This window comes from Veillonella sp. Ser01, from assembly GCF_053850375.1.
The window spans coordinates 500,696-513,674 of record NZ_JBSPUA010000001.1 but is presented as its reverse complement, the minus strand read 5'-3'; the positions used below and the strand labels follow the sequence as shown (position 1 = coordinate 513,674).

General features: G+C 36.0%; 16 protein-coding genes. 15 read left to right on the top strand and 1 reads right to left on the bottom strand.

The window, feature by feature from the left end:
- Positions 1–3: 3 nt before the first annotated feature.
- From thrB to ACWTVK_RS02395, 4 genes are all read left to right on the top strand, one after another.
- Positions 4–918, top strand: coding sequence for a homoserine kinase (thrB, locus tag ACWTVK_RS02410; RefSeq protein ID WP_456045826.1), 915 nt, complete (start codon positions 4–6; stop codon positions 916–918).
- Positions 919–973: 55 nt separating this feature from the next.
- Entirely contained in the window at positions 974–1,849 is an 876-nt protein-coding gene (htpX, locus tag ACWTVK_RS02405) for a zinc metalloprotease HtpX (RefSeq protein WP_456045825.1), read from the top strand.
- Positions 1,850–1,871: 22 nt separating this feature from the next.
- Positions 1,872–2,279 (top strand): nucleoside-diphosphate kinase, encoded by a 408-nt coding sequence (gene ndk / locus ACWTVK_RS02400; protein ID WP_005386668.1) that lies wholly within the window; start codon positions 1,872–1,874, stop codon positions 2,277–2,279.
- Between the two features lie 65 nt (positions 2,280–2,344).
- A complete protein-coding gene (locus ACWTVK_RS02395; RefSeq protein ID WP_156719116.1) occupies positions 2,345–2,860 on the top strand; it encodes a cob(I)yrinic acid a,c-diamide adenosyltransferase in 516 nt (171 codons plus the stop codon).
- A 47-nt stretch (positions 2,861–2,907) separates the two neighbouring features.
- On the opposite strand, the gene ACWTVK_RS02390 is transcribed toward ACWTVK_RS02395, so the two are convergent.
- Entirely contained in the window at positions 2,908–3,243 is a 336-nt protein-coding gene (locus tag ACWTVK_RS02390; protein ID WP_105085603.1) for a hypothetical protein, read from the bottom strand.
- A 63-nt stretch (positions 3,244–3,306) separates the two neighbouring features.
- Between ACWTVK_RS02390 and cobU the strand changes: the two genes are divergently transcribed.
- The 11 genes from cobU (at position 3,307) to ACWTVK_RS02335 (ending at position 12,974) form a co-directional block, all read left to right on the top strand.
- Positions 3,307–3,885 carry a bifunctional adenosylcobinamide kinase/adenosylcobinamide-phosphate guanylyltransferase gene (gene cobU / locus ACWTVK_RS02385; RefSeq protein ID WP_295215423.1) on the top strand — a complete coding sequence of 193 codons (579 nt, stop codon included), beginning with the start codon at positions 3,307–3,309 and terminating at the stop codon, positions 3,883–3,885.
- Positions 3,878–5,395, top strand: a complete 1,518-nt coding sequence (locus ACWTVK_RS02380) for a cobyric acid synthase (protein WP_303939962.1) — start codon at positions 3,878–3,880, stop codon at positions 5,393–5,395. Before cobU ends, ACWTVK_RS02380 begins: the two co-directional genes overlap by 8 nt.
- 12 nt (positions 5,396–5,407) lie before the next feature.
- Positions 5,408–6,400, top strand: a complete 993-nt coding sequence (cbiB, locus tag ACWTVK_RS02375) for an adenosylcobinamide-phosphate synthase CbiB (RefSeq protein ID WP_105094364.1) — start codon at positions 5,408–5,410, stop codon at positions 6,398–6,400.
- On the top strand, positions 6,400–7,293 hold the full coding sequence (gene cobS, locus ACWTVK_RS02370) for an adenosylcobinamide-GDP ribazoletransferase (RefSeq protein WP_456045824.1): 894 nt from the start codon (positions 6,400–6,402) through the stop codon (positions 7,291–7,293). The genes cbiB and cobS overlap by 1 nt, the downstream gene beginning before the upstream one ends.
- Positions 7,294–7,358: 65 nt before the next feature.
- Positions 7,359–8,243: a GHMP family kinase ATP-binding protein gene (locus ACWTVK_RS02365; RefSeq protein ID WP_456045823.1), complete on the top strand. Its 885-nt coding sequence runs from the start codon at positions 7,359–7,361 to the stop codon at positions 8,241–8,243.
- Between the two features lie 24 nt (positions 8,244–8,267).
- The gene (locus ACWTVK_RS02360) at positions 8,268–9,398 is read left to right on the top strand and encodes a pyridoxal phosphate-dependent aminotransferase (protein ID WP_456045822.1); all 1,131 of its coding nucleotides are present in this window, start codon (positions 8,268–8,270) and stop codon (positions 9,396–9,398) included.
- A 7-nt stretch (positions 9,399–9,405) separates the two neighbouring features.
- Positions 9,406–10,044 carry a histidine phosphatase family protein gene (locus tag ACWTVK_RS02355; RefSeq protein WP_024066067.1) on the top strand — a complete coding sequence of 213 codons (639 nt, stop codon included), beginning with the start codon at positions 9,406–9,408 and terminating at the stop codon, positions 10,042–10,044.
- Positions 10,044–10,742, top strand: coding sequence for a pseudouridine synthase (locus ACWTVK_RS02350; RefSeq protein WP_213467976.1), 699 nt, complete (start codon positions 10,044–10,046; stop codon positions 10,740–10,742). The genes ACWTVK_RS02355 and ACWTVK_RS02350 overlap by 1 nt, the downstream gene beginning before the upstream one ends.
- A gap of 70 nt (positions 10,743–10,812) precedes the next feature.
- Positions 10,813–11,886 (top strand): M24 family metallopeptidase, encoded by a 1,074-nt coding sequence (locus ACWTVK_RS02345; protein ID WP_156719123.1) that lies wholly within the window; start codon positions 10,813–10,815, stop codon positions 11,884–11,886.
- Positions 11,887–11,901: 15 nt separating this feature from the next.
- Positions 11,902–12,459: an elongation factor P gene (gene efp / locus ACWTVK_RS02340; protein WP_060924599.1), complete on the top strand. Its 558-nt coding sequence runs from the start codon at positions 11,902–11,904 to the stop codon at positions 12,457–12,459.
- A gap of 134 nt (positions 12,460–12,593) precedes the next feature.
- Complete coding sequence (locus ACWTVK_RS02335; RefSeq protein ID WP_105085612.1) at positions 12,594–12,974, top strand: Asp23/Gls24 family envelope stress response protein; 381 nt, start codon at positions 12,594–12,596, stop codon at positions 12,972–12,974.
- Positions 12,975–12,979: the final 5 nt, after the last annotated feature.

Below are 12,979 nucleotides of genomic sequence, written 5' to 3'. Positions count from 1 at the left end.
ACTATGAACACTGTTCGCGTACAAGTACCAGCCACTAGTGCTAATTGTGGACCTGGTTTTGATTGCTTAGGTTTGGCACTCAATCTATACAATATTTTTAGCTTTACACCTGATGTAAAAGCTACTGAATACACCTATACTTTTAAAGGTTTTGGCGCAGACATTTTACGTGCTGAAGATCCTAAAAAAAATCTTATTGGCTTTGCAATGGATCAAGTTTTTGCTACTGTGCAAGAACCAATTCAATATGGACATATTACGTCTGAAACTTTAATTCCTCCATCTCGTGGGCTCGGTAGTAGTAGTACAGCAATTGTAGGTGGCTTATTATTGGCTAACGCGTTAGTTAAACATCCACTTTCAAAAGAGGAATTATTAGTCATTGCAAACCGTATGGAAGGTCATCCAGATAATGTAGCACCTGCTATTTTCGGTAATTTATGCTGTGCTACAGGCTTAAAAACAAAGGTATTAAATACAGTTATCTCTGTTCCATCTGAATTGCATTTTGCCGTAGTCGTACCTGAGGTTATGGTTTCTACAGAATACGCTCGTTCTGTGTTACCTAATCATGTACCATTTAAAGAGGCTGTGCAAAATGTAAGCCATGCATCTTTATTTGTAACTAGTTTGATTACACATCAATTAAGCAATTTATCTGTTGCATTAGATGATAATTTGCATGTACCATATCGAAAAACATTAATACCACATTGTGATGCAGCCTTTGATGCTGCTAAAGCAGCTGGCGCATATGGTGCAACTATTAGTGGATCAGGTTCTACTTTAATTGCCTATGTAGATAAAACCCACGTACAAGCCGTAGCAGATGCTATGGGCGCTGTATTTACAGCTAATGGTATTGAAAATAAAACCTACTGCTTAGAAGCCGATAGTACAGGAGCGTCAATTATCTAGTTTGTGGTATAATTATAGTGTTAGGCATAGTCCATAACTATAATTGGAGGAAACTATGAACAATATTAAAACAACGCTTTTATTAGCGACTTTGACGGCCATTTTAGTGGTCTTAGGTGATATGATTGGTGGTAGAAGTGGTATGATGATTATGTTCGTTATATCCATGGGCATGAATTTTATGTCCTATTGGTATAGCGACAAAATCGTTTTAGCACAATATGATGCACAACAAGTTACTGCACAATCTAACCCTAAATTATATGGCATGGTAGAACGTTTGGCTAAGAATGGTAAGTTACCAATGCCAAAAGTTTATATCATTCCAAGTGATGTACCTAATGCATTTGCAACAGGCAGAAATCCGAGTCATGCAGCAGTTGCTGTTACAGAAGGTATTCAACGACTATTAACAGATGACGAGCTAGAAGGTGTTTTAGGACATGAATTAACTCATGTTAAGAATCGTGATACATTGATTAGTACTATTGCTGCCATGATGGCAGGCGCAATTTCCATGATTGCAAATGTACTTCAATTCTCAGCAATTTTTGGTCGTTCTGATGATCGAGAAGGCTCTAATCCTTTAGCTCTTATAGGTGTAATTATTATTGCACCTATCGCAGCAGCTCTTATTCAGATGAGTATCTCTCGAGCTCGTGAGTTCTTAGCTGATGAGGGGGGCGGAGAGATGTGCCGCAATCCTTTAGCGTTGGCATCTGCCCTTGCAAAAATTGATTACTATTCAAAACATGGTGCATTGCCAAATGCAAGTAATGCAACAGCCCATATGTTTATCATCAACCCTATGGTTGGTATTGGTGAAAGCTTGAGCAATCTTTTTAGTACACATCCTCGTACAGAGGAACGTATTGCAAAATTGAAACAACAAGCAATGAATCCTAAATATAAAGAGAAAGCATTATTTTAATTAATATCTACAGGAGGATATCATGCAAGAAACATTAGTTTTAATCAAACCAGATGCAGTTAAGCGTCAATTAAGTGGTGAAATTCTTAGCCGTTATGAACGTAAAGGTCTTGTAATTAAAGCATTAAAACTTTTACAAGTGCCTCGTGAACTAGCGGAAGAGCATTATGCTGAGCACAAAGAAAAACCATTCTTCGGTGAATTAGTTGATTTCATCACATCTGGTCCAGTTCTTGCTTTCGTATTGGCCGGAGATAATGCCATCGTATCCGTACGTGCTTTAAACGGTGCCACAAATCCTGTAGATGCTGCCCCTGGTAGTATTCGTGGTGACTATGCCCTAACAATGGATGCTAACGTAGTACATGCGTCTGATTCTCCGGAGGCTGCTGCTCGTGAAATTCATCTTTGGTTCCCAGAATATAAATAATCTCAAGGTTGAGAACATATAGCTTTTCATTCTACATTTATGTATTTCTATAGGAGGTAATACATATGGCAAGTAGTGTTTACACAAAAACAGGCGATGCTGGTACAACTGGTTTATATACCGGTGAACGAGTACCTAAATCCTCATTACGCGTAGAAGCTTATGGTACAATCGATGAATTACAAGCTTTTTTAGGCTTGGCTCGTTCCTATGCTGAAAATGCACGAGTTGCTACTGAATTATATGATATTGAGCGCAACTTATGGACTTTAATGGCAGATATTGCTAGTTTAAATGCGGCGCCAGTCATTACAGAGCAACATGTTAAACATTTAGAAAAGGTTATTGATCGCTTTGACGAAAAGCTTGAACCATTATCTAATTTTGTGATTCCTGGTGAAAAACAATCTTCAGCTTATTTACATGTAGCGAGAACGATTACTCGACGTGCTGAACGTGCTTTATGGCGTGTATTAGATGCTGGTGAAAGCGTTCACGAATCTAATTTAAAATATTTAAACCGTCTATCCGACCTTTGCTTTATTATGTGTCGCGTAGAAGAGGAAATTGGAGCTGAATAAACAAAAAAAGCTATGTATTTTACATAGCTTTTTGCTCGTTATAGACCTTATTGTGAAATTGTTTGATTTAAAACATCGTGAGGACTTGGATAGTAGAAGAAAATATGAGGAATTTCATAACGGAATTTTTCTCTCAATAGATCAGAAAGTGTTGTTTCGAAGTTTATAATTTTATCAGCTCCGAAATCAAAATCTTCTACCAAAACCAATAACTGTGGTTCTACTTGAGGTGCATTTTCTGGTAACATTTCTGGTGGTAGTGGAACATTTACTACTACACGTGCGGTGCCAATATATTTACCTTGTCCATCGTCAATGGCAACACGATAGGTATTATCCCATAAAGTAGCCATCATTTTTAGTTTCATATTCATAATTTCCATAGTATCGCTCCTTTGTTATACTTATAATGATACTGAAATTATAAATTCTTGTATAGGTGCATTATGAAATCACAAATTATATTGTGTTCCGGTGGGGCACGAAGTGGAAAAAGTGAATTTGCAGAACGTTTAGCCCTTGCTACAGAAGGTCGAAAAGCTTATGTAGCAACAGGACAAGCTTTTGATGATGAAATGGTTGATCGTATAAAGAAACATCAAGAGCGACGTGGTAATATATGGACGAATTTTGAAATACCATTATATTTGGCCGAAGAGTGGCAACATATTAGCAGTGTAGCGGATGTAATACTCATAGACTGTTTAACCATGTTTACAACAAATCATATGATGGCTCATGGGTCAATTCAAGGCCAACAAGATGCAAATCGGTTAGAAGATATGGTACTTTCAGAATTAGAAGCATTATTAAATCTAATCAAAGTAAGTGATGATAAAATAGTTATATTTGTAACTAATGAAATTGGTCTAGGTATTGTACCAGATAATAAGCTAGCAAGATATTTTAGAGATATTGCAGGCCGCGTCAATCGAACAGTAGCAACTGAGGCTGACAAATTATACTTAACGATTAGTGGCGTTACCATTGAATTAAAATCCCAGGAGGTTCATATAAATGGCTAAGAAAATTATGTTCCAAGGAACAAGTTCCAATGTAGGCAAAAGTATTTTATGTACTGCATTATGCCGTATCTTTTATAGAAGAGGTTTTAAAACTGTTCCATTTAAAGCTCAAAATATGGCCCTCAATTCTTATGTGACAAAATGGGGCGATGAAATTGGTCGTGCTCAAGTAGCGCAAGCTGAGGCTGCTGGCATAGATCCAATTGTACAAATGAACCCTGTGTTATTAAAACCTACAGGCAATCAATCTTCTCAAGTTGTATTGATGGGTAAACCTGTGGGCGTTTATAGTGCTAAAGAATACCATACAAAATATTCCTTAACCGCTCTTGATAAGGTAAAAGAATCTATCGATTTCTTAGATTCCAATTTTGATATGATGGTTATTGAAGGTGCAGGTAGCCCTGCAGAAGTGAATCTCAAGGCTAATGATATAGTAAATATGCGCATTGCCAAGATGACGAAAGCACCTGTATATCTCATCGCTGATATCGATCGTGGTGGTGCTATTGCATCTATTGTGGGTACATTAGAATTGCTCGAACCAGAAGAACGAGATCTTATTAAAGGTATTGTTATCAATAAATTCCGTGGTGATATTAAATTATTAGAACCGGCTCTTACTTTTATTGAAGAAAAAACTGGTAAAAAGGTAGTTGGTGTCATTCCTGCCATTGAAAACCTTGATATTGATGAAGAAGACTCTGTTGCACTGGAAAATAAACGCAATAGTGGAGCTAAAGAAATTCAAGTAGTGGTTATGCAAACACCTAAAATTTCTAACTTTACTGACTTTGATGCATTAAATTATGAACCAGATGTATCTGTTCGATTCGTCGGCCCTGGCGATGTTATAGGCAAGCCGGACTTAATCATTTTACCGGGTTCCAAAAACACACTAGCAGATCTTACATATCTTCGTAACTCTGGTTTTGCCGATGAAATAAAAAAACTTGCTGACCAAGGTACACCTGTTATTGGTGTATGTGGGGGCAATCAAATGTTGGGTAAAACGATTTATGATCCGCATCATATGGAAGGAGATATTGAAGAAATTGAAGGTCTTGGTTTAGTCGATTCTGCTACGACTATGAAGGATCAAAAAACAACACATCAAGTAGAATTCAATGTTTCAAATCTTCAATTTTTAAATGGTACATTTACAGGTGAAAAACTAGTAGGCTATGAAATCCATATGGGTGATACTACACCATTAGTAGATACTGTACGCCGTTGTTTCACCATTACAAGTCGCAGTGAAGAAGCCGTTAATGTAGTTGATGGTTTTATCGATGGTAATCACCAAGTAATGGGGACATATATTCATGGTGTGTTTGATAATGATGAATTTAGACGCTTTATTATCAATCAGTTACGTGAACGTAAGGGTTTAGAACCATTAGATGTAGTATTCCATTATTTCGAACACAAGAATGCAGCTTATAATCGATTAGCTGATATTGTAGAGGAACACTTAGATATGGATTATATTATGTCTACCTTGGGGTAATAGGGGAGATATATGGAACATTTAACAATCTTGCATTGGTTTACAAAGTATAGCTTTGTATGTATACCAGTCTTAGCATTTTTATTAGATTTACTCATTGGAGATCCTAATAGTAAATACCATCCTGTAGCTATTATTGGTCGCATCATATCTTTTTTTGAAGCAGTTCTCTATAAAGATACTGATAACGATACTAAAAAATTATGGTACGGTGGTATTGCGGTTGGCTTAATCCTCGTTTCTGTATATATTATAGTGTCTTTAATACTATGGCTTGGTGGCGTAATTGATGAATGGGTAGAATATGCTCTTGAAGTAATTATTTTATATATTGCTATATCTCCACGTTCACTAGCTGGTGCAGGCTTTACTATTAGCCAATTAATTAAACAAGATAATATTGTAGAGGCACGCAAGCGATTATCTTGGATTGTAGGTCGCGATACAGAAGAATTAGATGAAAGTGAAATTACACGAGCTACGGTAGAAACCATTGCTGAAAACACAGTGGATGGAATTATTGCTCCCTTATTCTTCTTTATCCTTGGCGGTCCAATGGGTGCAATTCTATATAGAACTGCCAATACTATGGACTCTATGCTTGGGTATAAGAACCAAAAATATTTATACTTTGGTCGAGTAGCAGCTCGCTTTGATGACGTGCTCAATTGGATTCCTGCACGCATTACCTTTATATTATTAATAATTTCTGCATTCTTTTTACGCTTTGATGCAAAAAAAGCCCTACAAATTGGCTTGCGTGATGCCCATAAGCATCCAAGTCCTAATGGCGGTTATGCAGAAGCACCAGTTGCAGGAGCCTTACATATTCGATTAGGTGGTTATAACCAATATTTCAAAAAAATGACCTTCCGTGAATACATGGGAGATCCCATTGAAAAATTAAATCGTAACCACATTACACGTACAATTTATATGATGTATTTTACGACTATACTAATGATTATAATTAGTACAGCCATTACTTATGGGATGAATGTATAATGACACCTTTTTTCATAGCATTACAGTTTCTAACACGTTTAAAAATCGTTAATCAAACAGAATGGTCTGTAGAAGATTTTGGTAAATCCGTTGTAGCCTTTCCCTATGTAGGCTTAATTATTGGCCTTATTTTAGCATTATTGTATGGTATATTATCACCATTTATACCGTTAGTACCATTGATGTTAATCCTTGTGATAGCGGAATTCTTAATTACAGGTGGTCTCCATGCTGATGGCCTAATGGACACCAGTGACGGTTTATTTTCTGGACGTGAAAGGGACCGTAAGTTAGAAATTATGAAAGATAGCCGTATAGGATCTTTTGGTGTTGTTGCTTTTGTATTTGTTACGCTTTTAAAATGGCAATTATTAACAGCGATTCCAACAGCGGAATTTATTCCAATGGCACTAATTATGATGCCATTAATGAGTCGTTGGTCCCTTGTTTTGAGTATTCGATCCTATCCCTATGCAAGAGAGCAGGGGATGGGGGCTGCATTCGCTAATTTAGCACCAAAGCATGTTATTACGTACAATACACTTTCAACCTTCTTTATGCCTATTGTAATATTACTAATTGGTGTAATTTTATATACCCTTTTATATGGTGTATATTCTATTTTTTCTGTAGCTGATGTAGGCTATGTTGTTGGATTAGGTGTATTGGTTTACGCTACATTAGGTATTTTTCAAATCAATATTGTAAGTATGATTATTACCTATATTATCAATCGTATACTCAACCATTATATTGTTAAGCAACTTGGTGGTACTACAGGTGATACTTACGGATTTGTTGTTGAAATTACAGAGGTTTTACTACTTTTAATTTATATTATTATATTATCTGTATTATCTGCTTCTGTGGCCTCTAACACTACGATGTTTTAATAATTATTTATCCATTGTTTTGTAAAAATAATTACTATTTTTGTTTAATGCGAAAGGAGTTTAATGTGACCTATTATGTAAGAGCCCCAGGTACATGTGGGGAATTTCTACAAGGTTCTATTAATGGCCAGTCATTTTTAGTGACTTGTCCTATTAATCGTTACTCCTACGCATTAAGTAATGTAAAACATCCATTTTCACAACATTATTGTGCATTACAACCTAAGTCAGCTCTGGCAAGACAATTAGTACAACGATTATTAAAGAAAAATAATAAAGATCAAACTTGTCCACCTGTATATGTACGTTCTGACATTATACAAGGTAAAGGGATGGCTTCAAGTTCTGCGGATATTTCTGTAACGGCTATGGCTACCGCTTTAGCTATGGATTATAATTTATCACTAAAAGAACTAGAGCAAATCTGTTTATCCGTAGAACCTACAGATGCTTCATTTTATCAAGGTGTTACGCAGTTTGATTATATTAAAGGTACCATTTCTCAATCACTAGGAATGTGTCCGCCATTGAAAATTCTTGTATTTGATGAAGGCGGTAGTATAGATACCATTACCTTTAATCAACAAGTAGATTTACAAACTAAAATTTTAGAAAAAGAGCCTATTATACGTGAGTCACTAGATTTATTTAAACAAGGCTTAAAAACACATGATATCAATTTAATTGGTCAAGCAGCTACATTGAGTGCTTTTGGTAATCAACGCATACTATATAAAGCAAACTTATATGATTTTCACGATATAGGAAATTACTATAACAGTGTTGGTACAATCATAGCTCATAGTGGTACTATTATGGGACTGCTATTTCCAGTAGATTATGGTCGCATTGATGATTGTAAGCAAGAAATCATACGTAAGTTACCTCACTTATCCTATGTGGATACAGTAGAAACCACAAATGAAGGATTAACCTATATTAAACGATAATATATTTAATAGAAAGAGAATTAAATGTCTAAGATACATGGGGGCAATATATTTCAGTTTGCCCATGAACAACGAATTGAACCATATGAGGTGGTCGACTTTAGCGCTAATATTAATCCCCTTGGACCTAGTCAACGTGGATTAGATGCATTAAATGCACAATTACGCTATATTTCTCATTACCCTGATGCTACCAATGATGATGTATTAAATGCTATTGCTGATACATATGGAATGGATAAACATCAAATTATAGTTGGTAATGGTGCAGCCGAGCTATTATATGCTATTTGCCGTTTACCTGGATATACAGGTGCTTTTGTACCAGCACCAGGATTTTCTGAGTATAAAGAGGCTCTTGAAGCAAGTAAGATTCCTGTACGTGATATTTTTTATCGACCTCGGGAAGAGGATAATGGAAAACCTTATTTTGAGGTACCATATTTGGCATTAGAAACCTTTGCAGCTGAACTAAAAGGGCAAGATGGTCGCATCATTGTATTTTTAGGTAATCCTAATAATCCAGATGGTACATTACTTGATAAAGATCATATTCGCACTGTAGCGAGCATGTTAAAAGATGCAAATAGCTTACTTGTTATAGATGAATCATTTATCGATTTTGTTGGAAATGATCCATTACAAGATAATGCGCATTCTATGCGCTCTTTAGTAAATGAATTCGATAATATCATCGTAGTTCATTCCTTTACAAAATTCTATGCTGTACCTGGTTTACGCATTGGTGCCGCTTTTACTAACAAAACATTAATTACTCAATTACAGCAATATATCCCTAGTTGGTCTGTAAATACATTAGCGCAAGCTTATACAAAGGCTGCCTTAAATGATGTGGATTACATTAAACAAACAAAACAAGAATTGAATGAAGAAAGAGCATTCATGTACAATGCATTAGATGCTTTAGAAGGAATTACTGTATATCCACCTTCAGCTAACTTTATTTTGTTCCAAGTTAATCAAGAAGGAATTACAGCAAACTATATTAATGAAGAGCTAAAAAAATATAATATGATTGTGCGCAATTGTGACTCCTATGTAGGTTTAACTAATCACTGGGTACGCATTGCTATTAAAGATCATGATACTAATATTAAACTGGTGGATAAACTGACAAATATTTTGAAAGTATAGGAAGATTATGAAGACATTATATATTGTACGTCATGGTGAAACTGATTGGAATAAAATGGGGAAATATCAAGGTATTACAGATATTCCCCTCAATGAAAATGGTTTGAATCAGGCTAAAGCATGTGGCAATGCCCTTAAAGATGTTACCTTTGACCGTATCTTATCTAGTGATTTAAGTCGTGCCTTAGTTACAGCCGAAACGATTCGAGGTGACCGCACAACATCTATCACAGTAGATAAACGATTGCGAGAGCTTAATTTTGGTGACTGGGAAGCTATGCTATTTTCAGACATTGAAGCACGTTGGCCCGGCCTTATTGATGAGATGTATTTGCGGCCTCATCTTGTAAAAGTACCAAATGGCGAAAGCTTTAAAGATTTGCAAGATCGTGCCTGGGCAGGTCTGGAAGAATTCCTCAATGTTAATGATGAGGAAGAGACTCTTTTAATAGCATGTCATGGCGGAACTATTAGAACCTTATTATGTAAATTATTAGATATTTCTATTAGTCATTGTTGGAATTTCAGCCAAGGTAATACAGCTATTAACCGTATTTTCTATAATGGTATGGGCGAATATGATCATAATATTTTGAATTTGCTCAATGATACAGCTCATGTTGAATTACTCCAAGGACATGTATGATGCGACTCGATAAATTATTAGCTAATAAAGCTTATGGCAGTCGAAAAGAAGTTCATCAACTCTTAAAGGATCAAAGAGTTACTATTAATGGTGAAATAACAACAAAAAAAGATATCCACGTTGATATTGAGTCTGATGTAATAACGGTTGATGGACAAGTAGTTAATACTAAGCAGCAGTATTATGTAAAATTTCATAAACCCAAAGGCTATGTTACCGCTGTGGAGGATGCAAATCATCCTGTTGTAATGGATTTATTGCCACCTGAATATATTAAAATGGGGGTAGTTCCAGTCGGAAGGTTAGACAAGGATACAGAAGGATTACTGTTGCTTACCAATGATGGTGTTTGGGGACATTCAATCATCAATGGTAATAAACATGTATCCAAGGTTTATTACGTAGAATATGATGGTGAGTTAACAGAAGAAGGAATTCAACGTATAAAAGAGGGGATTGTACTAGGTGACGGAACCCATTGCAAGCCTGCTTTAATTGATGTTGTATCTTCTCAATCTCTGCATATTACCATTGAAGAAGGCAAATATCATCAAGTAAAACGTATGATTGGTGCAGCAGGCGGTACTGTTACATATTTAAAACGGTTAACTATAGGCCATATAGATTTAACCGGCATAGAAGAGGTTGGTTCTATACAGGACTTAACCATTGGTGATATAGAGGCTTTCAAAAAATAGCATAAAATTCTATTCAATATAGGTATTTTATGGTAAGATTAATTGTACTTTATAGACTAGGAGCATGATTATGAATGGTTTAAATCTGCTACAACAGTATATTAAAGAGCAAGAATTAACAGGCGTCATTTTGATGAGCCCTATAAATTTACATTATTTTGCTGGTTTTACTGGTACTACAGGCTTTGCTATCATTACACAAGATAAAGCCTTTATGATTACTGATTTCAGATATACTGAGCAAGCTACAAAACAATGTGAAGGATATACAGTCATTCAATATGAATCCTCTGTTATGGATACTCTTGTAGATATATTCAATGAGCATCATATTCACGAAGGTTTATTCGGTATTGAAGGCAAGCAAATGCCGGTAGATACTTATGAAACCTTATGTGATACATTAGATGAACGCTTTAATTTTACTTCTATCAATTTTGCTAAACTACGAGCAGTTAAGCGAGAAGATGAATTAGAATTATTGCGAAAAGCTGCTAAAATTGGTGACGACGCCTTTGCTGCATTATTACCACAATTAAAGGTAGGAATGACAGAAAACGAAGCGCGCATCATATTAGAAACAGAAATGTTAAAACGTGGATCAGAGGAGCCTTCCTTTGCAACCATCGTTGCTTCTGGTAACCGTTCTAGTATGCCTCATGGTGTAGCTAGTGATAAGGTCATTGAAGCAGGTGATTTTGTTACCTTCGACTTTGGCTCCGTATATAAGGGTTACCATTCCGATATGACTAGAACTATTGTAATGGGTCCTGCCTCTGAATTACAAAAAAAGCTGTATAGTATAGTTTTAGAAGCACAAAAACGCGGCGTAGCTGCTGTTCGGGCTGGTATTACCGGTAAAGAACTCGATGCAGTATGTCGTGATTATATCAAAGAACATGGATATACCAAGGAATTTAATCACGGTACTGGTCATGGCGTAGGTCTTGAGATTCACGAAGAACCAGTGGCTAATACAAAATCCGATACGGTATTTACAGAAAATATGATCATTACGGTAGAGCCTGGTATTTATATTACAGGTACTATCGGATTGAGAATAGAGGATAGTGTCATCGTCAAATCTGACGGCTATGAGGTGTTGACACATAGTCCAAAAGAGTTAATTGAAATAGGTATTTAGAAGGAGAAGAGTTAGATGATTTCCAGTAATGATTTTCGTCCAGGTGTAACCGTTGAAATCGACGGTAATGTATGGCAAGTAGTTGATTTCCAACACGTTAAACCAGGTAAAGGTGCTGCATTCGTACGTACTAAAATGAAAAATTTGCAAACTGGTTCTGTAGTAGAACGTACGTTCAATGCTGGTGAAAAAGTGCCTAAAGCACATGTTGACCGTCGTCGTATGCAATACTTATACGAATCTGATGGCGCTTACACATTCATGGATAACGAAACTTACGATCAAGTTGAACTTAACCTTGAACAACTAGGTGATGCTAAAAACTTCCTTCTTGAAAATATGGAAGTATCCATCATGTTCTTCCAAGGTATCGTAATCGGTATCGATTTACCTGTAGCTGTTGAACTTCGAGTAGTTGAAACAGACCCTGGTATCCGTGGTGATACTGCTACTGGTGGTAACAAACCAGCTGTATTGGAAACAGGCTACACTGTAAAAGTACCTCTCTTCATTGAAGTAGATGATGTACTTCGTATTGATACTCGTACAGGTCAATACATCGAACGTGCCTAATACTTATTGATATGTATTGGGGCTAGATCTTTTCATGGAATCTGATTCCCCATATATCTAACATTTGCACTGTAAGCACTTGTCGTCTATGTAATTATATATAGGGACAAGTGCTTTTTTTGAAAGAGGCCAGTATGACCAAGAAAAATACTGAACTAGAGTCTGGTAAAATTAAGATTAGTGAAGATGTATATGCTACGATTGTTACTATAGCAGCGCTTGAAACAAAGGGTATACATCATATGAGTTCTACTTTTAATGATGATGTAAATGCCTTCTTTAGACGTAAATCTGATTATGAAGGTGTAAAGATATCATTTAACGATGAAGGAGCTCTTTCTGTAACATTATATGTTTGCATTCAGTATGGATATCGTATTCCTGATGTGGCTTTACGTTTACAAGAACGTATAAAAACGGCTTTAGTTTCTTATACAGAAATTGAAGTTCAAACTATTGATGTAGTGGTACAAGACATTATTTTTGATGATTTAGTAACACCATCACAGCCTTAGGAGAG

Excerpts from the sequence above, each read along its gene's own strand:
- thrB (WP_456045826.1), top strand. The coding sequence starts at position 4 with ATGAACACTGTTCGCGTACAAGTACCAGCCACTAGTGCTAATTGTGGA.
- htpX (WP_456045825.1), top strand. The coding sequence starts at position 974 with ATGAACAATATTAAAACAACGCTTTTATTAGCGACTTTGACGGCCATT.
- ndk (WP_005386668.1), top strand. The coding sequence starts at position 1,872 with ATGCAAGAAACATTAGTTTTAATCAAACCAGATGCAGTTAAGCGTCAA.
- ACWTVK_RS02395 (WP_156719116.1), top strand. The coding sequence starts at position 2,345 with ATGGCAAGTAGTGTTTACACAAAAACAGGCGATGCTGGTACAACTGGT.
- ACWTVK_RS02390 (WP_105085603.1), bottom strand. The coding sequence starts at position 3,243 with ATGGAAATTATGAATATGAAACTAAAAATGATGGCTACTTTATGGGAT.
- cobU (WP_295215423.1), top strand. The coding sequence starts at position 3,307 with ATGAAATCACAAATTATATTGTGTTCCGGTGGGGCACGAAGTGGAAAA.
- ACWTVK_RS02380 (WP_303939962.1), top strand. The coding sequence starts at position 3,878 with ATGGCTAAGAAAATTATGTTCCAAGGAACAAGTTCCAATGTAGGCAAA.
- cbiB (WP_105094364.1), top strand. The coding sequence starts at position 5,408 with ATGGAACATTTAACAATCTTGCATTGGTTTACAAAGTATAGCTTTGTA.
- cobS (WP_456045824.1), top strand. The coding sequence starts at position 6,400 with ATGACACCTTTTTTCATAGCATTACAGTTTCTAACACGTTTAAAAATC.
- ACWTVK_RS02360 (WP_456045822.1), top strand. The coding sequence starts at position 8,268 with ATGTCTAAGATACATGGGGGCAATATATTTCAGTTTGCCCATGAACAA.
- ACWTVK_RS02355 (WP_024066067.1), top strand. The coding sequence starts at position 9,406 with ATGAAGACATTATATATTGTACGTCATGGTGAAACTGATTGGAATAAA.
- ACWTVK_RS02350 (WP_213467976.1), top strand. The coding sequence starts at position 10,044 with ATGCGACTCGATAAATTATTAGCTAATAAAGCTTATGGCAGTCGAAAA.
- ACWTVK_RS02345 (WP_156719123.1), top strand. The coding sequence starts at position 10,813 with ATGAATGGTTTAAATCTGCTACAACAGTATATTAAAGAGCAAGAATTA.
- efp (WP_060924599.1), top strand. The coding sequence starts at position 11,902 with ATGATTTCCAGTAATGATTTTCGTCCAGGTGTAACCGTTGAAATCGAC.
- ACWTVK_RS02335 (WP_105085612.1), top strand. The coding sequence starts at position 12,594 with ATGACCAAGAAAAATACTGAACTAGAGTCTGGTAAAATTAAGATTAGT.